The sequence below is a fragment of the Curtobacterium sp. VKM Ac-1376 genome, assembly GCF_015351025.1.
Lineage (GTDB): Bacteria > Actinomycetota > Actinomycetes > Actinomycetales > Microbacteriaceae > Curtobacterium.
Genome location: NZ_JADKRV010000002.1, coordinates 213,650 through 233,351, shown reverse-complemented (window position 1 = coordinate 233,351; position 19,702 = coordinate 213,650). Strand labels below are relative to the sequence as shown.

The 19,702-nt window shown below is 70.4% G+C and carries 15 protein-coding genes and 1 tRNA gene; 5 read left to right on the top strand and 11 right to left on the bottom strand.

Translation table 11 applies throughout. The features are described 5' to 3' along the window. The first annotated feature begins 46 nt into the window (after positions 1-46). The 5 genes from ITJ56_RS03945 (at position 47) to ITJ56_RS03925 (ending at position 5,534) form a co-directional block, all read left to right on the top strand. Complete coding sequence (locus ITJ56_RS03945) at positions 47-2,611, top strand: transglycosylase domain-containing protein (protein ID WP_194627860.1); 2,565 nt, start codon at positions 47-49, stop codon at positions 2,609-2,611. Beyond that, on the top strand, positions 2,608-3,564 hold the full coding sequence (locus ITJ56_RS03940; protein WP_194627852.1) for a metallophosphoesterase: 957 nt from the start codon (positions 2,608-2,610) through the stop codon (positions 3,562-3,564). The genes ITJ56_RS03945 and ITJ56_RS03940 overlap by 4 nt, the downstream gene beginning before the upstream one ends. A gap of 93 nt (positions 3,565-3,657) precedes the next feature. Then, a tRNA-Pro gene (locus tag ITJ56_RS03935) sits at positions 3,658-3,731 on the top strand. A gap of 154 nt (positions 3,732-3,885) precedes the next feature. Then, positions 3,886-4,920: a sensor histidine kinase gene (locus tag ITJ56_RS03930; protein WP_194627850.1), complete on the top strand. Its 1,035-nt coding sequence runs from the start codon at positions 3,886-3,888 to the stop codon at positions 4,918-4,920. Continuing rightward, entirely contained in the window at positions 4,917-5,534 is a 618-nt protein-coding gene (locus tag ITJ56_RS03925) for a response regulator (RefSeq protein ID WP_194627848.1), read from the top strand. The genes ITJ56_RS03930 and ITJ56_RS03925 overlap by 4 nt, the downstream gene beginning before the upstream one ends. A 79-nt stretch (positions 5,535-5,613) precedes the next feature. Here the strand turns inward: ITJ56_RS03925 and ITJ56_RS03920 are convergent, their stop codons facing one another. From ITJ56_RS03920 to ITJ56_RS03870, 11 genes are all read right to left on the bottom strand, one after another. Continuing rightward, a complete protein-coding gene (locus ITJ56_RS03920) occupies positions 5,614-6,675 on the bottom strand; it encodes an LLM class flavin-dependent oxidoreductase (protein ID WP_194627846.1) in 1,062 nt (353 codons plus the stop codon). Between the two features lie 374 nt (positions 6,676-7,049). Further along, positions 7,050-7,676 carry a thymidine kinase gene (locus tag ITJ56_RS03915; protein ID WP_194627844.1) on the bottom strand — a complete coding sequence of 209 codons (627 nt, stop codon included), beginning with the start codon at positions 7,674-7,676 and terminating at the stop codon, positions 7,050-7,052. Beyond that, complete coding sequence (locus tag ITJ56_RS03910) at positions 7,676-8,377, bottom strand: response regulator transcription factor (protein WP_228517118.1); 702 nt, start codon at positions 8,375-8,377, stop codon at positions 7,676-7,678. The genes ITJ56_RS03915 and ITJ56_RS03910 overlap by 1 nt, the downstream gene beginning before the upstream one ends. Next, positions 8,364-9,539: a hypothetical protein gene (locus ITJ56_RS03905; protein ID WP_194627842.1), complete on the bottom strand. Its 1,176-nt coding sequence runs from the start codon at positions 9,537-9,539 to the stop codon at positions 8,364-8,366. The genes ITJ56_RS03910 and ITJ56_RS03905 overlap by 14 nt, the downstream gene beginning before the upstream one ends. Further along, a complete protein-coding gene (locus ITJ56_RS03900) occupies positions 9,536-10,759 on the bottom strand; it encodes a sensor histidine kinase (protein WP_194627840.1) in 1,224 nt (407 codons plus the stop codon). Before ITJ56_RS03900 ends, ITJ56_RS03905 begins: the two co-directional genes overlap by 4 nt. Before the next feature lie 172 nt (positions 10,760-10,931). Then, positions 10,932-12,038: an Rv2578c family radical SAM protein gene (locus ITJ56_RS03895; protein WP_194627838.1), complete on the bottom strand. Its 1,107-nt coding sequence runs from the start codon at positions 12,036-12,038 to the stop codon at positions 10,932-10,934. 45 nt (positions 12,039-12,083) lie between these two features. Then, entirely contained in the window at positions 12,084-13,571 is a 1,488-nt protein-coding gene (locus ITJ56_RS03890) for a malate:quinone oxidoreductase (RefSeq protein WP_194627836.1), read from the bottom strand. A 156-nt stretch (positions 13,572-13,727) separates the two neighbouring features. Beyond that, on the bottom strand, positions 13,728-14,780 hold the full coding sequence (locus ITJ56_RS03885; protein ID WP_194627834.1) for an aspartate-semialdehyde dehydrogenase: 1,053 nt from the start codon (positions 14,778-14,780) through the stop codon (positions 13,728-13,730). 43 nt (positions 14,781-14,823) lie between these two features. Then, positions 14,824-16,089 (bottom strand): aspartate kinase, encoded by a 1,266-nt coding sequence (locus tag ITJ56_RS03880; protein ID WP_194628190.1) that lies wholly within the window; start codon positions 16,087-16,089, stop codon positions 14,824-14,826. A gap of 115 nt (positions 16,090-16,204) precedes the next feature. Then, complete coding sequence (gene recR, locus ITJ56_RS03875; protein WP_194627824.1) at positions 16,205-16,804, bottom strand: recombination mediator RecR; 600 nt, start codon at positions 16,802-16,804, stop codon at positions 16,205-16,207. Further along, entirely contained in the window at positions 16,804-19,560 is a 2,757-nt protein-coding gene (locus tag ITJ56_RS03870) for a DNA polymerase III subunit gamma and tau (RefSeq protein ID WP_194627822.1), read from the bottom strand. Before ITJ56_RS03870 ends, recR begins: the two co-directional genes overlap by 1 nt. Between the last annotated feature and the right edge of the window lie 142 nt (positions 19,561-19,702).

The following is a 19,702-nucleotide window of genomic DNA, read 5'->3' as shown; positions in this document are numbered from 1 at the left end:
TTCCTTGCCAGCCTTTCAGTCGGGGGTGTCGTTTAGGCTGCATCCTATGTCTGCCCAGAAGACGTCTGCATCGCGGACCAAGCCCGTCTCAGCAGTCGGCGCCTTCATCGGATTCGTCGGGTTCAGTGCCCTCGCCGGCCTGCTCGTCACGATCGGCGTCACGCCGGCCATCGCCGTCGCCGGAGTCACGACGACGTCCACGATCGGTGTGTTCGAGTCCCTGCCGGAGTACATCGAGATCGGTGACCTGCCGCAGCGCAACGAGCTGTACGCGTACTCGGGTGGCGAGTCGGTGCACTTCGCGACGGTCTACGACCAGAACCGCGAAGAGCTGGAGTTCGACCAGATCAGCGACCAGCTGAAGAACGCGGCCATCGACGGCGAGGACAAGCGCTTCTACGACCACGGTGGCGTCGACATGACCTCCCTGATCCGCGCCGGCGTGGGCAGCATCGCGGGTGGGCTCGGCGAGTCCGGCGGTGGTTCGACGCTGACGATGCAGCTCGTCCGCAACATCAAGATGCAGCAGGCGCTCGAACTCCCCACGAAGGAGGAGCAGCAGAAGGCCTACAACGAGGCCGTCGAGCAGACCATCCCCCGCAAGCTGGAAGAGATGAAGCTCGCGATCGGGCTGGCGAAGAAGTACTCCAAGAAGGAGATCCTCACCGCCTACCTGAACATCGCCTACTTCGGCGACCAGACCTACGGCGTGCAGGCCGCGGCGCAGCACTACTACAACAAGAGCGCGACCGACCTGACCCCGGCCGAGGCCGCATCGCTCATCGCCATCGTGCAGTACCCCGAGGCACGCAACCTGTCGAGCTCGAAGAAGTACGACGCCAACGTCGCCCGGCGCAACGTCATCCTGCGCTCGATGTACGACCAGAAGAACCTCACCGAGGACGAGTACCGCGCGGCTCGACTGTCGAATCCGGCCGACTACGTGCACCTGACCGAGCCGTCGCAGGGCTGCCGAGCCTCGGTCGGCGACGGATCCCAGTTCTTCTGCGACTACGCGGTCAAGGTCGTGCAGGAGATGTCGCAGCTCGGCTCGTCGCAGAAGGCACGCGACACCGCCTGGCGAAACGGCGGGTACAAGATCCAGACGACGCTGAACATCGACCTCAACGCCCAGCAGAAGCAGATCCTCAACACGTACGACAACAAGGCCGAGACGAACCTGGCCCTCGGCGCGACACTGAACTCGATCGAGGCCGGATCCGGCCGGATCGTGACCATGGCGCAGAACAAGGACTTCGACGAGTCCCTGGAATCCGCGCCGTCGTCGACGAGCATCAACTACAGCGTCGATTACGAGTACGGCAACTCCGGCGGGTTCCAGACGGGTTCGACGTACAAGCTCTTCACGTTGCTGGCCTGGTTGCAGGCCGGACACGGACTGAACGAAGTCGTCAGCGGCACCCCGCGCAACATGTCGACCGGATGGACCGCGTGTGGCGAGCCGATCACGGCAGGGGACTACAACCCGAAGAACGACACCGCGGGTGAAAGCGGCAACTACACCGTCGCGGCCGCCACCGCGGCGTCGATCAACCTCGCGTTCCTCAACATGGCCCAGAAGCTCGACCTGTGTGACATCCGGAACACGGCGGAGTCCCTCGGAGTCCATCGTGCGGATGGTGGCGAACTGCAGTACACCCCCTCCTCGGTGCTCGGCGTCAACGAGATCGCGCCGATGACGATGGCTGCCGCCTACGCGGCCGTCGCCAACAACGGCATCTACTGCAAGCCGATCGCGATCGACCAGATCACTTCCCCGTCGGGCAAGCAGCTCGGTGGCCAGACGAAGGACTGCAAGCAGGCCATCGACCCCGAGGTGGCACGTGCAGCGATCTACGCGATGAAGGGGACGATCTCGGGTGGTACCGCGCGCGGTGCCCAGACAGCGGACGGCACGCAGCTCTTCGGCAAGACGGGTACCACCGACGACGGCAACCAGATCTGGTTGGTCGGTTCGAGTTCGCGTGTCGCCACGGCCTACTGGCAGGGCAACACCGACGGCAAGCTCACCAACCTCCGGAACTTCAGCAACGGCGTCAACGGCACGTACGCCGGTGTCCGAGCCGATGTCTGGCGACAGGCGCAGACCCCGGTGAACGCCGTCTACCCGGCCGGGCCGTTCACCGACCCGCAGCAGTCGGCACTGCGCGGCAATGCGAAGGCCTTGACCAATTTGCAGGGCAAGACGGTCGACGAGGCCCGCGCTGCCATCTCCGGCGCCGGGTTCACCTACGTCGACGGCGGCGCGCGCCCCGGCACGGGGAGTCCTGGTTCGGTCTTGTCGACTTCTCCGGCGGCGGGTGCGCTCCTGTCGTCGGGTTCGAGCGTCACCGTCTACACCTCGGACGGCACGCAGGCGACCGTGCCGGAGATCGGCGGCGACTCCCTCGGCGACGCCCGATCGGCCCTGAACGACGCCGGCTTCACGAGCGTGAACCTGTCGGACGACTACGCCAAGGGCGGCGGCAGCAAGACCTGCAAGGTCGCGGCCGTCGACCCTGCGATCAGTGCGGCGGCGGACAAGAACGCCGACGTGACGATCCAGCTGTACGGCGACAAGAACGGCAAGGCCCCCAAGGACTGCAAGTGACCCGCGGGCGCGCCGCGCTCGGTGTCCTCGCAGCGGGTGCGGCCGTCGGTGCCGCTTCGGCAGCGTGGGGTTCGTTGGTCGAGCGTCGTCGCTTCGGGATCCGGTGGGAGACCGTCCCGGTCCTCCCGCCGGGCTCGCGGGACGTCACCGTCCTGCACCTGTCCGACATCCACATGGCCCCGTGGCAGGCCGACAAGCAGCAGTGGCTGCGCGACCTGAGCCTGGTCGAGCCGGACTTCATCGTGAACACCGGCGACAACCTCGGCCATGCGACCGCCAACGCTGCCGTGGAGTACGCGCTCGAGCCGTTCCGCGGGGTGCCCGGTGTCTTCGCCTACGGGTCGAACGACTTCTTCGGGCCCTCCCCGCGCAACCCGCTCAAGTACTTCTCCGGGCCGAGTCGGATGCACAGAGCGGCAGAGCCCGTCAGTCTCGACATCGATCGGCAAACGGCGTTCTTCGAGTCGCTCGGCTGGCTCGACCTGAACGACCAGGCACACGCGATCGAACTCCGCGGCTCACGGTTCGAGCTGTTCGGCACCTCGGACGCGCACCGCGACTGGGACCGCCTCGACCTGCTCCCCACCAACGTCGACGAGATGCGCAGCGACGTGCCGTGGTCCGAGGACGAGGACGGCCCCGCACCGGTCGCGATCGGTGTCACGCACGCCCCCTACCGTCGCGTGCTCGATGCCTTCGTGACCCAGGGCGCCGACGTCATCTTCGCCGGGCACACCCACGGCGGTCAGGTGGCGGTCCCCGGAGTCGGCGCGCTCGTCACGAACTCCGACCTCCCCCGCCGGTACGCCAGCGGGCTGCACAAGTGGCAGCACCGGAACCACTGGTCCTGGCTCGAGGTCTCGGCCGGTCTCGGAACATCGATCTACGCGCCGGTTCGGTTCGCCTGCCGACCCGAGGCCGTCGTCGTCACCCTGACCGCTCGGGCCTCCTGATCCGACGCGCCCGGGAGTTCACCCGGTGGTCGTGAGCATCACCGATCATCGGGTAGACTTCTGGGGTTGCTCCGGTAGGGAGTGACCACACCGCGGGGTGTGGCGCAGCTTGGTAGCGCGCCTCGTTCGGGACGAGGAGGTCGCAGGTTCAAATCCTGTCACCCCGACACTGTGTTGAGACAGTACGAAGAAGGCCCTGGTTCTCCGGAACCGGGGCCTTCTGCTTTCCCCCGCACGACCATCGGATGGATGTGTCGGAGGACCCACGCGGACCCCGCTCCCCCGTCAGGTGTGCCCCCTGCAGCTACGCTCGCAAGCGTCATGCACAACGCCCACCCCCTCGCCGCCGTGCTCGCCACGATCGCCGCGGAGTTCCCCGATCTCGCGGACGACCCTGTGCTGGCCGCGAACCTGGCGGAGAACGTCAGGTCGATGATCACCGAGGCCCACGAGCGATACGCCGCCGGTGCCGAGGGCAGCGTCGTGAGCCACGCCTTCCTCGACCCGGAGCACCTGGCGACCGGCGCTCTGCACGCCGAGCACGCCCGACACCCGGCCGGCGCCATGCTCGCCGCCGAGATGCTGTTCGACGCCTACCTTCCTGTCTTCATCGACGAGGTCGGCGCGACGTCGACCGCAGAGGTCCTGCGGGCCACCAGGGCGCTGCACGCGGGCATCTGGAGCCGGTTCCCGGCCGGCGCGGTCGCCTACACGGAGGCACTGCGCCAACGCGTCACGACGGCGCACCTGGACTCCCGGACGCAGATCGCCCGCGACCTGCACGACCGGGTCGCCCACGGGATCCTCGCCGGACTGCAGCGACTCGACCTGGTGCTGCTCACGGACCCTCCGGCGGGCGAACGCGCCAGGCAGCTCGACGACGCGGCACGGCTGCTCCGTGGTGCCCTCGGGGACGTGCAGGACCTCGCAGTGAGCTTGCACGCCCGCGTCGGGGACGCCTTGCTCGACGAGGCCCTCGCCCGGCACGCGAAGGACCTGTTCCCCGACGACGACCGCCTGGCCATCGTGTCGACCGGCACGGCGACCACGCTGCCGAACTGGCAGGCCGAGGAAGCCCTGACGATCCTGCTCGAAGCGCTCACGAACCGGAGCAAGCACGCCCCCGGATCGACGACGTCGGTGCGCTTCTCGTGGTCACCCACCGCGTTGGTCGCGACGGTCGCCGACGACGGCCCGGGCTTCGACCCGCACGACGGGACGGACGGTCGCCTCGGACAGCAGACCATGCGCGAACGTGCCGCGGTGATCGGCGCACAACTCGACGTCGAGAGCGTGCGCGGGAGCCGAGGACACGGCACCACCGTCCGCCTGACGATCCCGAGGGGGACGCTGTGACCGTCACCCACGTCGCCATCGTCGACGACCACCGGCTGTTCCGCGAGGGACTCGCCACCCTCCTGGCCGCGGTCCCCACGATCCGCGTGGTCGCACACGGCGAGCGGCCGGCCGAGGTGCTCGACTCCCCCGAGGCCGCCGCTATCGACGTGCTGCTGCTCGACGTCGAGCTGGACGGCCCTCCGGCACGGACGACGATCGCCACGATCCGCCGCACCCGTCCGGACATCCGCGTGGTGGTGCTCACGATGCACCGGGACGCCGTGCTGCGTCGGACGCTGCTCGAGGCCGGCGCCGTCGACTTCGTCACGAAGGACACCCCGAGCCGCGAACTCGTCGACCGGATCGCACGGGCAGCCGACGCCGATGCCGCACCGGTCACGTTCCCCGTCGACCTCGTGACGGAAGCCCGCGCCGGGTCACCGCTCAGCGACCGCGAGCTCGAGGTGCTGCGACTCCTCGCCGCCGCGCGCAGCAACGCCGAGATCGCCGCCGACCTGCAGCTCGCGATCGGCACGGTCAAACGGCACGTTTACAACGTGTTCCGCAAACTCGACGTCGGTTCCCGCGTCGGAGCGGTCGCCGCAGCCACGCGTCTGGGCCTGCTCACCTGAGGCACCGCGCGACTTGGTGAGCAGCAATGGTCGGGTGCCCACCGGACACCCGACCATTCCCGCGCACGATGCGAACGAACTAGCCGACGGACGACGCCCCGGCACCAGCGCCCGCCCCCGCGGGCACGAGCGTGCCGGCGGCGTGCAGCCCGGCCACGACGTCGAGCGCCTGGTGCCGGTACCGCGCCTGCGCAGCCCCGGGCGACACGATCACGCCGTTCGCCCCCGTCGACGCCACGAGCGCGTTGATCTTCGCCGCCACCTGCTCCGCGTTGCCGTAGGCCTGACGCTCCGTGCGGGCCGCGATGAACCGGCGCTCGAGGTCGTTGAACTCGTACGCCCGCGCCTCGTCCATCGAGACCGGCTCGGGCTTGGCCCCCTGACGCATCCGGATGAAGGAGATCATGCCCGGGGCGCTTTGCTCGTCGATGACGGCGGGGTCCTCGTCGGTGACGACCTGCACGCCGATCAGGGCGTTCGGCGTCTGGCGGAACCGCGACGGACGGAACGAGTCGCGGTACAGCGCGAGCGCGGCCTCGGTGTTGTCCGACGCGAAGTGGTGGGCGAAGGCGAACGAGACGCCGAGCGCACCCGCGACCTGGGCACTGTAGCCGGAGGACCCGAGCAGCCAGAACTCCGGCACGTCGCCGTAGCCCGGCACCGCGCGGATGCCCGCCAGCGGGTTGTCGGCGGCCATCCCGGTGAAGAAGCCGATCAGGTCGGCCAGGCGGTCCGGGAAGTCGTCCACGTCGAGCCGGTCCGTGCGGCGGAGCGCCATCGCCGTAGCACCGTCGGTGCCGGGTGCACGCCCGAGCCCGAGGTCGACGCGGTCGCCGTACAGGGCACGGAGGGTGCCGAACTGCTCCGCGACCACGAGCGGTGCGTGGTTCGGCAGCATCACACCACCGGAGCCGATGCGGATGGTCGAGGTGGCGGCACCCACGGCGCTCAGCAGCACCGCCGGGGCCGAGGACGTGATGCCCGGCATCCCGTGGTGCTCGGCGACCCAGAACCGCTCGTACCCGAGCTGCTCGGCGTGCACGGCCATGTCGATGGACCCCTGCAGGGCCTCGGTGTTGGACTGGCCGTACTCGCGGGTGGCCAGGTCGAGGACGGACAGGTGCAGGGTGTCGTCGGTCATGTGGTCACCAACGCGCGCGGACGAGCCCGCATTCCGCCCGAGACCGGGATCCTCACCGGTCCGGACGTGCCGCCGTCCGGCCGCCGACCCGTCACCAGGCGTCGCCTGGGCATCGCGCCAGCGCAGGTTCGCGACCACTCGGCGGACGCATGCGGCGGGCCCTGGACGGCCTGAGAGGCGGCCGGGAGGCGCGTGGCGGGGCCGCACCGCGCCTCCCGGCCGCCGTTCGGTGCCGTCTCGTGCACCGAGCGGTCACGACGTGCCGCGCGCACCTCGCGGACTGGTCACGTCCCGTCGCCCAGCGGGCGAACCGACGACGCGACGTGACCGCTCGCCGAACCCGTACGGGGTGTCATGACCGCCCGCAGGACCGGTCAGGCGCCGTCGAGGCGGCCGCCGGACTCCGTCAGGTAGCAGTTGGCGCAGAGTGACTCGTAGGCGACGTCGACACCGTCGATCGCGACCTGCGAGCCGTCGAACACGAAGCGGCCGTCCACGGTGCGGGCGTTGAAGACCGCCTTGCGGCCGCAGCGGCAGATGGTCTTCAGTTCCTCCAACGAGTGCGCGACCTCGAGCAGGCGGGCGCTGCCCGGGAACGCCTCGGTGCGGAAGTCGGTGCGGATGCCGTAGGTGATGACGGGGACCTCGTCCAGGACCGCGATGCGCAGCAGGTCGTCGACCTGGCGCGGGGTGAGGAACTGGGCCTCGTCGACGAGGACGCAGCTGACGGGGCGGACCATGCCGTCCAGGCGGTCCGACTGCGGGTCGAGCGCACCCGCGGCGGTGACGGCGTCGCGCACGTCGGCGTCGGGCGCGAACACGATGTCGACGGTCCGGCTGACGCCGAGGCGAGACACGATCTCACGGTCGCCCTTCGTGTCCACCGCCGGCTTCGCGAGCAGGACCCGGTGCCCGCGCTCCTCGTAGTTGTACGCAGCCTGCAGGAGCCCCGTGCTCTTGCCGCTGTTCATCGCGCCGTAGCGGAAGTAGAGCTTCGCCACTACGCGAGGAACCCGTCCTCGGCGGCCCGCCGGATGAGGTCGGACTTCTTCGAGGCGGGGCGACCGACCTTGCTGTACTTCTCGCGCACGCGGCGCAGGTAGGTCTTGGCGGTCTCGTACTGCACGTTCATCTGCGCGGCGACCTCGTTCGTCGAGTAGCCCGACACGTAGAGGCGCAGCGCTTCTTCCTCACCCGCGCTGAGCTTCGGCCGCTGGTGCGCGGCCGCTCCGGTGGGCAGCGGACGCCACTCGCGCGGCTGCGGGGTCTCCCGCGCGACGCCCATGATGTCGCGGGCAACGTCCATGACCTCGCGCATCGGGAGCGACTTGGAGAGGAACGCGGCGGCACCCGCCGCGAGAGCACGGTCGCGGGATTCGCGGCTGTCCACACTGGAGAGCACGATGACCTTCGCGCCCGCCGCGCGGCAGGTGCGGACACGGGCCTCGATGGAGACCGGCTCCTTCAGCTGGAAGTCGAGGAACACCAGGTCGGTCGGGAAACTGTCGCTGTGGACCATCTCGAGCCAGGTGTGCGCGGTCAGGGCCAGGTCGAAGTCGAACGCGTTCACCGCGATCCAGCTCGACAGGCTGTCCAGCAGCACCTCGTGGTCGTCGAGGATGGCCAGCCGCACACGTCGTGCTCCCGGGTTCGGGCGGGCCGGGAGACCCTCCGAGAGCCTGTTCGGGTCAGTGCTGGTCATAGGAGAACCTTAGTGTGAGGGCGGAAGGACGGACCGCGACGTCGAGGTCGGGGAACGTCACGCGGAGGACTGCGAAGTACGGGTCGAACGTGCGGTGGACACCGATGTCGGAGTCCGCCACGGCGAGGTCGATCTCGACGAGCACACGGCCGGTTGCGGGCGCCTGTGCCGACGGTGCGGTGGCCGCGTCGGCTCGTCGCACCACCGCACGGAACCCGGCCGGGTCGACGGTGGAGGCACGGAGCGCGGCACGCAGGAACGTCCGGACGACGGCGCGCTGGTCGGTGTCGAGGGTCGCGATGAGGCCGTCGGGATCGTCGACCACCGGTGCCGCTCCCCCCTCGATCCGCACGGCGTACTCGAACCAGGTGCGGTCGGCCTCGGCGACCATCGACCGGCGGATGCCGTCGGCGATCTCGCGGGCCCGGGCCCGGTCGGCGTCGGTGATGACCTCGCGGGTGCGGAGCTCGGCGAAGAACGGGGCGACGTCGCTGGCCAGGATCGTCGAGCGGTCCTGCTGCACGCTCGCCGCGATGCCGTCACGCTCCGCGCGTTCGACGGAGTAGGACCCGGCGCGGATCTGCACGCGTTCCGCGAGACCGGCGAAGGTCCAGGCGAAGACGGCCGACGCCGCCGTCAGCACCAGCGTCGGCGCCGCGGCGAGGAACGCCGCCACCGCCACCGGGACCTCGTGCGGGAACGTCGCCGCACCGAGGCCCCACACAGCGGCGTTCACCGCGGCGAGCACGATCCCGCCGATCGTCAGGTCGGTCCAGGGGCGGTACGGCGCGACCATGACGATCCCGGTCGCCGTGATGAGCGACATGAAGTCGTTCAGAGCGCTGCGGTCCGGCCCCCACTGCGCGGCCACGCTCGCGACGGATGCCAGGCCGAGCAGTCCCACGTGGGCGACGTAGGCCGAGCGTGGGAACGGTGCACGGAACGGGCTCGACGCGGTGACGACCACGGCTCCGGACGCCGCGATGAGCAGCACGGTGAGCGCGCTGAGGGTGGGGCTGCCCGCGACGTCACGGTCGAAGATCGACACGAGGAGCGCCCACACGACACTCGCGGCGCCGAGCACGACGGCGAGGGGACGTGACCCCATGGCGCCGAGCGGGTCGTACTGCTGCGCGGTGCGTCGGGCCTCGGTCGCGGTCATCGGGTGCTGCCCTGCCCGTCGGCCGTGGTCGTCGGCACGGTGATCGCCCCGGTGACCGGGCCGTACGGCACCGTCATCATCACGCTCGTGCCGGAACCCGGCGAAGACCAGATCTGCACCTCGCCGCCGACGCGACCGATGCGGTCACGGACCGAACCACGAAGCCCCATCCGATCGGCACCCGTGGCCTCTTCGTCGAAGCCGCGCCCGTCGTCGACCACCATCACCGTGCACGACGCGCTGTCGTCGAAGACGCTCACCTCGGCCGCGTCGGTGCCGGCGTGCTTCCGGACGTTGGCCAGGCACTGTCCGACGGCCCGGATCAACGCCGTCACGGCACGCTGGTCGAGCCGCTCGAGTGCAGAGGGGTCACCGGAGACCGTGACGTCCAGCCCGAGGGCGCGGTGTTCGTCGACCATGGCGACGAACGCGCCTGCTGCTGCTCCCGGCCGCGGTCGGGACACGGGCGCGAGCCACCCCTTGCCGGTGAGCACGGCGACGTCGGCTTCCACCGTCTCGGCCAGGTGCGGGTCCATCGGACCGTCCGGGGCCAGGGTGATCGCGCCGAGGTGGTTCAGCACGGTGTCGTGCAGGATCGCGGACGCCTCGGCCTCGACACCGGCGCGGTACGCGGAGACGTGCTCCTCGCGCGCCGACCGCAGGAGCTCCGGCTGCACGCGCTCGGACCGCGCCGTGCTGCGTGTCGTGAAGAGCACGAGGGCGACGACGAACCCGAGGGTGATCCACGCCAGAACCAGCGGACGGGGCGGTGCGTCGGACTGCACGATCGCGATCAACGTCGCCAGTCTCCCGGTCAGGAACCCGAGGAACGACCAGAGCACCACCCTGCTCGGGACCGCACCGGCGCCACCGACCAGGATGAGCGGGATGACGACGAGGGACAGCAGGTACGAGGTGACCCAGCCGGTCGGCACCTGCTGCTGCACCCCGAGTGCGAACCACCAGGCGCACACCGCGCCGACGACCAGGAAGGCCACCGCGGAGCGCCATGTCCCGAACTGCACGTGCACGCCGATCATGCCGAGCATCGGGACCAGCGCCAGCACCGGGCCGACGACGACCACGTCGGGTTCGGACAGCCGGTACAGCAGCAGGGCGATCGCCGCGGCGATGAGGGACCCGACGGCTGCGGCGTGGAAGGCTCGCACGGTCGACCACGCGTTCACTCGCGGAGCGAGGTGCGTGGGGATGCCGAGCACGAGGTGGATCCTTCCGGGTGGCGAGGGCGCCGCCCACGATCCAACCACCTGAGCAGCGACCGTGTACCCCGAAAGCAGGGCCGTCCGGCGACTCGCACGATGATAGCCGCCCACCCCGGGGGCTTGCTGTCCCCCGAACGTGGACCCACGGAAGGGGTGGGCCAGCTGGTACTCAGAACAGCGTCTGCGCCGCGACCGGACGGAGGAGCCGGCGGTCGAAGCCCGGATCGGCGCGCTTGAGCGGCGACACCATCGGCACCGACTGCTCCTGGGGCACCGGCGCGGGGTCCGAGAACCCCATCGACCCGGTCGCCGGGTCCACCCGCCCGAGGCCGATCCCGTGCGCGGCCAGGATCGGGCGGATCCGCTCGGACAACCACCGACGGTAGTCCTTCGGAGCGAAGGTGTTGTCGAGGTACATCGACCGGTAGCGCTGGACCAGGTCCGGTCGCTCACGGTCGAGCCACTCGAACCACCAGGGCTTCACGCCCGGCCGGAGGTGCAGCGCCGAGTACATGATGCTCGTCGCCCCGGCAGCCGTGGCGCGCCCGATCGCGTCGTCGAGGTGCGCCCGAGTGTCGGTGATGTACGGCAGCACGGGCATCAGGAACACCGCGCAGTCGAGCCCGGCGTCACGGATCGCCCGCACCGTCGCGAGCCGCGCGGCCGTCGTCGGCGTGCCGGACTCGACCGACTGCTGCAGGGTGTCGTCGTACACCGCGATCGACATCGCGAGGTCGACCGGGACGACCTTCGCCGCCTCGACCAGGCGGGGCAGGTCGCGACGCAGGAGCGTGCCCTTCGTCAGGATGCTGAACGGAGTGCGTGACTCCGCCAGCGCCTCGATCACGCCGGGCATGAGCCGGTAGCGCCCCTCGGCCCGCTGGTACGGATCGGTGTTCGTGCCGAGCGCGACCGGGTGGCGGTCCCACGTGGGCTTGCCCAGCTCGCGCCGCAACACGTCCGCAACGTTCGTCTTCACCACGATCTGCTGGTCGAAGTCGGCGCCGCCGTCGAACTCCAGGTACGTGTGCGTCGGACGGGCGAAGCAGTACACGCACGCATGGCTGCAGCCGCGGTACGGGTTGATCGTCCAGCCGTAGGTGCCGGAGCCGTCCGCACTCGGCACCCGGTTGAGGGCGCTCTTCGCCAGGACCTCGTGGAAGGTCACGCCCGCGAACTCCGGTGTCGTCACACTCCGGACGAAGCCGCTGTTCGACTCCATCCCGGGCAGTGCGTCGCTCTGCTCGGCATCGATAGCCTGTCCACTCCACCGCATGCAGTCATTCGAACACATGTTCGAATCCACCGCAAGCGGGAGGGATCAGTGGTGCAGGCCGAGCACCTTCGCCGTGCGCTCGAGCGTCGCGTCGGCCAGCGCAGCGTCGCCGCCGAGCTCCTGCCCGTACGTCGGGACCATCGCACGGACGTCGTCCTGCCAGCCGTCCCAGCGATCCGGGAAGCACTTCCGCAGCAGGCTGAGCATGATCGGCACTGCGGTCGACGCCCCCGGGGACGCCCCGAGCAGCCCGGCGATGGAGCCGTCGGCTGCCGTGATGACCTCGGTGCCGAACTGCAGCACGCCGCCCTTGTCCTTGTCGGGCTTGATCACCTGGACCCGCTGACCGGCGGTGATGCGGTGCCAGTTCTCGGGCTGGGCGCTCGGCATGAAGTCACGGAGCGCCTCGAACTTGGTGCGCTTCGATGCGAGGAGCTGCCCGACCAGGTACCGGACGAGATCGAAGTTCGAGAACGCGACGCTCAGCATCGGGCGGAGGTTGTGCGGCCGGATCGAGCGGAAGAGGTCGAGGACCGAGCCCTGCTTCAGGAACTTCGGGCTGAAGCCGGCGTAGGGGCCGAACATCAGCGAGGCGCCACCGTCGACGATGCGGGTGTCCAGGTGCGGCACCGACATCGGCGGGGCACCGACGCTCGCCTTGCCGTAGACCTTGGCGGAGTGCTTCTGGACCACCTCGGGGTCGTCGGTGCGCAGGAACTCGCCCGACACCGGGAAGCCGCCGTAGCCGCGGATCTCAGGGATGCCGGACTTCTGCAGCAGGTGCAGCGCCCCACCGCCGGCACCGACGAAGACGAACTTCGCAGCGATCCGCTGCGTGGACCGGCCGATCTCGTTGCGGACGTTGAGGACCCAGCCCTCGGACACGTTCGACCGCGTCAGGTTGGTGACCTGGTGCGAGGGCTCGAACTCGACGCCGTCGATCTCGAGCTGGTCGAAGAGCTGCCGGGTCAGCGAGCCGAAGTCGACGTCCGAGCCGGCGGCCGAGTAGGTCGCAGCGATCGGCTGGTCCTTCTTGCGGCCGGGGATGAGCGCGGGTGCCCACTGGCGGATCTGGGCCGGGTCGTCGGAGAACTCGATGCCGGCGAAGAGCGGGTGGTCGCGCATCGCCTCGTACCGGGCGCGCATGTAGGCGACGTTCGCCTCGCCCCAGACGAAGGAGATGTGCGGCGTCGGGTTGATGAAGTTCGACGGCTCCGGCAGCACGCCGATCTCGACGAGGTGTGCCCAGAACTGCCGGGAGACCTGGAACTGCTCGTTCACCGTCACGGCCTTGGCGATGTCGACGCGGCCGTCCGGGAGCTCGGGCGTGTAGTTCAGCTCGCAGAGCGCAGAGTGCCCCGTGCCCGCGTTGTTCCACGGGTTCGACGATTCCTGCGCGACGGTGCCCAGGCGCTCGTACACGCGGATCTTCCAGGTGGGTTCGAGCCGGTGGATGATCGCGCCGAGGGTGGCACTCATGATGCCTCCGCCGATGAGGACGACGTCGATGGGGTCCACCTGCTTCTCTGCCACCCTGCGATCCTACCGGCGTCCGCCGACAGCCCGGTCGGGGCGGGCGGTGGCGAGCACGCGGCGGGCGCTCGTGCTGTGGACGAGCGCAACCGGACGGGAGGCCCGTCACGGTCCCGCCACGGGCCTCCCGTCCGTCTGCTGCTCGCGCTGGTGCCGCTACGCGGCCACGGTGCGGCGCGCGATGATCGCCTCGGCGATCTGCACCGCGTTGAGTGCGGCGCCCTTGCGGAGGTTGTCGTTGCTCACGAACAGCACGACACCGCGGCCCTCGGGCGCGGACTGGTCAGCACGGATGCGACCGACGAACGCCGGGTCCTGCCCTGCGGCCTGCAGCGGCGTCGGGACGTCGGAGAGCTCCACACCGGGAGCGGTCGACAGGATCTCGGTCGCGCGCTCGGGCGACAGCGGCCGCTCGAACTCGGCGTGCACCGAGATCGAGTGTCCGGTGAAGACGGGAACACGCACGCAGGTCCCGGCGACGAGCAGGTCGGGCAGCTCGAGGATCTTCCGGCTCTCGTTGCGGAGCTTCTTCTCCTCGTCGGTCTCGCCCAGGCCGTCCTCCACGATGCTGCCGGCGAGCGGCACGACGTCGAAGGCGATCGGGCGGACGTACTTGACCGGCTCCGGGAACGTCACGGCGGAACCGTCGTGCGTGAGCGCGGCGGTGTCCTGCTCGAGCGCTGCCTTGGCCTGGCCCAGCAGTTCCTCGACCCCGGCGAGGCCGGAGCCCGACACTGCCTGGTAGGTGGTCGCGACGAGGCGACGGAGCCCGGCCTCGGCGTCGAGCACCTTGAGCACCGGCATGATCGCCATCGTGGTGCAGTTCGGGTTCGCGATGATCCCCTTCGGCGCCTGGTCGATGGCGTGCGGGTTCACCTCGCTCACGACGAGCGGCACCTCGGGGTCCATGCGCCAGGCGCTGGAGTTGTCGACGACGAGCGCACCGGCTGCGGCGAACTTCGGCGCGAGTGCGCGTGACGCGGTGGCACCGGCGGAGAACAGCGCGATGTCGATGCCGGACGGGTCGGCGAGCTCGCTGTCCTCGACCACGATCTGCTCGCCGCGGAACGGCAACGTCGTGCCCGCGGACCGGGCGCTCGCGAAGAAGCGGACGCGGTCGGCCGGGAACGCGCGCTCCTCGAGCAGGCGGCGCATCACGGCGCCGACCTGGCCGGTGGCGCCGACGACTGCGACGGTGAGGGTGCTCATGCGGTGCTCCTGATCGGTCGGCGGGTCAGCGTGGTTCGGCAGGTCAACGGCCGGTGCCGGCGTAGACGACGGCCTCGGCATCGGTGTCGAGGTCGAACGCGCTGTGCACGACCCGCATCGCCTCGTTGAGGGTGTCGGCGCGGGTGACGACCGAGATGCGGATCTCCGAGGTGGAGATCATCTCGATGTTGATCGACGCGTCGTGCAGAGCGCGGAAGAGCCGCGCCGAGACGCCGGCGTTCGTGCGCATGCCGGCGCCGACCAGGGCGAGCTTGCCGATCTGGTCGTCGTACTGGATGCTCTCGTAGCCGATGTCGGCCTTCGCGACCTCGAGCGCCGTCAGCACGGTCTGCCCCTGGTCCTTCGGCAGCGTGAACGAGATGTCCGTCCGACCGGTCGACGCCGCCGACACGTTCTGGACGATCATGTCGATGTTCGCTCCGGCGCGGGCGACGTTGGTGAAGATCTCGGCAGCCTTGCCCGGCTGGTCCGGGACACCCACGACGGTGATCTTGCCCTCGGAGAGGTCTCCGGCGATGCCGGTGATGATCGGTTCTTCCACGGTTTCCCCCTCTGCAGGGTTGTAGACGATGGTGCCCTCGTTGTTGTTGAACGAGGACCGGACGTGCAGGGTGACGCCGTGCCGACGGGCGTACTCGACGGCACGGATGTACAGGACCTTGGCACCGGATGCCGCGAGCTCGAGCATCTCCTCGCTCGTGATGCGGTCGACCTTGCGAGCCTTCGGCACGACACGGGGGTCGGCGGTGAAGATGCCGTCGACGTCGGTGTAGATCTCGCAGATGTCGGCGTCGAGCGCCGCCGCCAGCGCGACCGCGGTGGTGTCCGAACCGCCGCGGCCGAGCGTGGTGATCTCACCAGTCGTGCGGTTGAAGCCCTGGAACCCGGCGACGATGGCGACGTGACCGGAGTCGAGCGCCTCGCGCACACGCTTCGGGGTGACGTCGACGATGCGGGCCTTGCCGTGCTGGGCGTCGGTGAGCATGCCGGCCTGGCTGCCGGTGTACGACGAGGCTTCGACCCCGAGGCTCTTGATCGCCATCGCGAGCAGGGCCATCGAGATGCGCTCCCCCGCTGTGAGGAGCATGTCGAGCTCGCGACCGGCGGGGATGGGGGTGACCGAGTGCGCCAGGTCGACCAGTTCGTCGGTCGTGTCACCCATCGCCGAGACCGCCACGACGACGTCGTTGCCGGCCTTCTTCGTCTCGACGATCCGCTTCGCCACGCGCTTGATGCTCTCGGCGTCCGCGACGGATGAACCACCGAACTTCTGCACGATCAAGGCCACTGGCTGGTACTCCCGGGGACGGCGACACCGCGAGGTCACGCGGTCTCACAATGGTAGTCGGTGTTTCGGGGATGTTGCGTGCGGGCTGCCCGGACGCAAGGATCCTGCGCGGTGCTCAGCCGCCGACCACACGCCGTCCCTCGAAGGCACGGCCGAGCGTGACCTCGTCGGCGTACTCCAGGTCGCCGCCGACGGGCAGGCCCGAGGCGAGTCGCGTCGTCCGGATGCCCATCGGGACGAGCAGACGGCTGAGGTAGGTCGCCGTCGCCTCGCCCTCGAGGTTCGGGTCGGTCGCGATGATGATCTCGTCCACCGTGCCGTCGGCCAGGCGGGTCATGAGCTGCTGGATCCGCAGGTCGTCAGGGCCGATACCGTCGATCGGGCTGATCGCGCCGCCGAGCACGTGGTACAGCCCGCGGAACTCCCGGGTGCGCTCGATCGCCGCGACGTCCTTCGCCTCTTCCACCACGCAGATCGTGGCCGGCGAGCGGCGCGGGTCGCGGCAGATGCTGCACTGGACGTTCTCGGTGACGTTGCCACACACCTCGCAGAAGCGCACGCGCTCCTTGACGTCGGCGAGCAGTTCGGACAGCCGCGTCGGGTCGAAGGACTCGGTCTGCAGGATGTGGAACGCGATGCGCTGCGCCGACTTCGGTCCGATGCCGGGCAGGCGGCCGAACTCGTCGATGAGGTCCTGGACGATGCCGTCGTACATCAGGCGCCTTCCTGGTGGAGAGCGGTCTCCTCGATGAACTGGGCGTTGAGGATCTCACGCACGACGGCCTCGCCGTAGCGACCAGCCACCGGGGCACGACGGGCGGGCGGAGCCGTCCGCGGAGGAGCGGCGGCTGGCTGGGCCGCGCGCTGCGGTGCGGCCTGCTGCGCCGGGCCTCCCGACGCCGCGGCTGCGGGCGCGCCGGCTGCGAGCGCCGAGCCACGACCGATCCCCGGGTCGGGGAACGGGGCGCCGTCGTCGTACGGTTCGTCGTCGAGTGGGTAGTCGTCGACCGGCATGCCCGGCACGACGGGACCGCCGGGAGGCACGTCTGCCGCTTCGGGCGCCGCCTGCGAACCAGGGGTGGTCGGCTGGTCGGGCTGCCCAGCCGTGACACCGGTCGGTCGTGTCGGTGCGGCGGACGGTGTCGGCTCCGGCTGCGCCGTGGTGGTCTCGGCAGGGGCGACCGGCGCGGACGCCGGCACGGTGCCGAACGGCGCTGCCCAGCTGGGCTCGACGGACTCCGGGAGGGCGTCGGCGGTGGGGTCGCTGGCGGGGATGGTCGCGACGGCCCAGTCCGTCACCGGCACACCCGAGGGGGCGGGGGTCGAATCGGCCGGTGCCCGGTCGCGCTGCGGCGCGGACGCAGCCGGCGCTGCCTTCGGCTCCGGCGCTGCCTTCGGCTCCGGCGCTGCCTTCGGCTCCGGCGCTGCCTTCGACTCCGGCGCTGCGGAGGACGCAGCCTTCGGCTCCGTGCCAGGAGCAGCCGCCGGCGTGGGGGCCGCAGCGGACTCCGGTGCCGGGGACTCTGCCACGGCGGCAGCGGGGGCCTGCGGAGCGGGCGCCTGGGCAGCCGGGGTCGGACGCTGGGTCGGTGCGGTCTGCTGTGTCGGAGCAGACTGCTGCTGCCGCTGCTGCCCCGGCCCGCGCGCGACGAACTTCACGCGGAGGCCCAGCACGTCCACGATCGCCGCGCGCAGCAGTTCGCTGACGCTGGCCGACGGATCGGACATCTCCTTGAACGAGGCGACGTCCTGCTGGCTCGGGAACGTCAGCGTCAGCACGTCGTCACGGAGCGCGGTGACCTGCGCGGTGACGACGACCGACCATGCCGAGCGCTTCGCGTGCTGCACGTGCTCGACGACCTGCGGCCAGGAGTCGCGCATCTGCTGGAAGCCGACGGCACCGACGGTCCGGACGGCGGGCTCGTCACCGATCGTCGTGCCCTGACCGGTGGACGACGGACTGACCGGCTCGGCCGCGGGTTTCGAGGCCTCGGGATTCGAGGACTCGGGCTTCGAGGCCTCGGCCGAGGTCGGCGCGGGAGCACTCGGAGCGACCGCTGCCCACGACGCTGCGGCATCGCGAGCCACGGCTCCGGAGTCGGCCTGCGGCGCGGCGGGCTGCTCGACGGGACGCTCGGGCGTCGTCGTGCGAGCCGCTGCCGGAGTGGGCGTCGGGGCGAGGGACGGAGCAGGAGCTGCGGGAGCTGCGGGAGCCGCGGCAGCCGCGGCAGCCGGCTGCTCACGACGGGGTGCAGCAGCGGCGGGAGCGGACTGCTCCCCGGCACCGGCTTGGTGCCCGCCGGCGTCGCCGACACCGACGCGCCGTTCGAGCCGTTCGACCCGGGCGAGCGCACCGCGCTGGGTGTCGTCGGCCTCGGGCACGAGCATGCGGGCGGTCATGAGTTCGAGGTGCAACCGGGGCGAGGTCGCACCGGTCATCTCGGTGAGGGCACGGTTCGCGATGTCCGCCGAACGGGAGAGCCCGGTCGCACCGAAGACCCCGGCCTGGCGGCTCATCGTGTCGAGCTCGTCCGGCGAGACCCCGCGCAGGACGGCGGCGGCGCTCTCGTTCGTCGCCGCGACGACGATCAGGTCGCGCAGGCGCTCGAGCAGGTCCTCGACGAACCGGCGGGGGTCCTGCCCGGTCTGCACGACGCGGTCGATCGCGGCGAACGCGGATGCCGGGTCGGCGACGGCCAGGGCGTCGACGACGTCGTCGAGCAGGGCTGCATCGGTGTAGCCGAGCAGGGCGACGGCTCGCTCGTAGGCGATGGCGCCGTCCTCGCTGCCGGCCATCAGCTGGTCGAGCAGGGACAGGGTGTCTCGGACGGATCCGCCTCCGGCACGCACGACCAGGGGCAGCACACCGGGCGCGACGGACACGGACTCCTGCGTGCACAGCTGCTCGACGTACTCGAGCATCACCGCGGGCGGGACGAGCCGGAACGGGTAGTGGTGGGTGCGCGACCGGATGGTGCCGATGACCTTCTCGGGCTCGGTCGTCGCGAAGATGAACTTGACGTGCTCCGGCGGTTCCTCCACCAGCTTGAGCAGCGCGTTGAACCCCTGCGGCGTCACCATGTGCGCCTCGTCCAGGATGAAGATCTTGTAGCGGTCGCGCGCCGGGGCGAACACCGCACGATCGCGGAGGTCACGGGCGTCGTCGACGCCGTTGTGGCTGGCGGCATCGATCTCGATGACGTCGAGCGATCCGCTGCCGTCGCGGGCGAGTTCGACGCAGCTCGGGCAGACGCCACACGGGGTGTCGGTCGGGCCTTCGGCACAGTTCAGGCAGCGCGCGAGGATGCGGGCCGACGTCGTCTTGCCGCAGCCGCGCGGGCCGCTGAAGAGGTAGGCGTGGTTGACGCGGTTGGTGCGGAGCGCCGTGCGGAGCGGGTCGGTGACCTGCGACTGCCCGATCAGCTCGGCGAAGTTCTCGGGCCGGTAACGGCGATACAGGGCGGTGACCACGCGACAAGGGTAGCCGTCACGGCCGACAACCCGCGTGGCCGTCCACAGGTCCTCCTGCCGGGCCGGACCACCTGGCGGGGCGGGCCGAGTGCGCACACGACACCGCGCCTCCCGTCCGTGCTGACGACGGACGAGAGACGCG

Bases quoted from the DNA above. Each gene is read 5' to 3' on its own strand.
- ITJ56_RS03885 (WP_194627834.1), bottom strand. From the start codon at position 14,780: ATGAGCACCCTCACCGTCGCAGTCGTCGGCGCCACCGGCCAGGTCGGC.
- ITJ56_RS03945 (WP_194627860.1), top strand. From the start codon at position 47: ATGTCTGCCCAGAAGACGTCTGCATCGCGGACCAAGCCCGTCTCAGCA.
- ITJ56_RS03930 (WP_194627850.1), top strand. From the start codon at position 3,886: ATGCACAACGCCCACCCCCTCGCCGCCGTGCTCGCCACGATCGCCGCG.
- ITJ56_RS03910 (WP_228517118.1), bottom strand. From the start codon at position 8,377: ATGACCAGCACTGACCCGAACAGGCTCTCGGAGGGTCTCCCGGCCCGC.
- ITJ56_RS03895 (WP_194627838.1), bottom strand. From the start codon at position 12,038: ATGCGGTGGAGTGGACAGGCTATCGATGCCGAGCAGAGCGACGCACTG.
- ITJ56_RS03905 (WP_194627842.1), bottom strand. From the start codon at position 9,539: ATGACCGCGACCGAGGCCCGACGCACCGCGCAGCAGTACGACCCGCTC.
- ITJ56_RS03920 (WP_194627846.1), bottom strand. From the start codon at position 6,675: ATGACCGACGACACCCTGCACCTGTCCGTCCTCGACCTGGCCACCCGC.
- recR (WP_194627824.1), bottom strand. From the start codon at position 16,804: ATGTACGACGGCATCGTCCAGGACCTCATCGACGAGTTCGGCCGCCTG.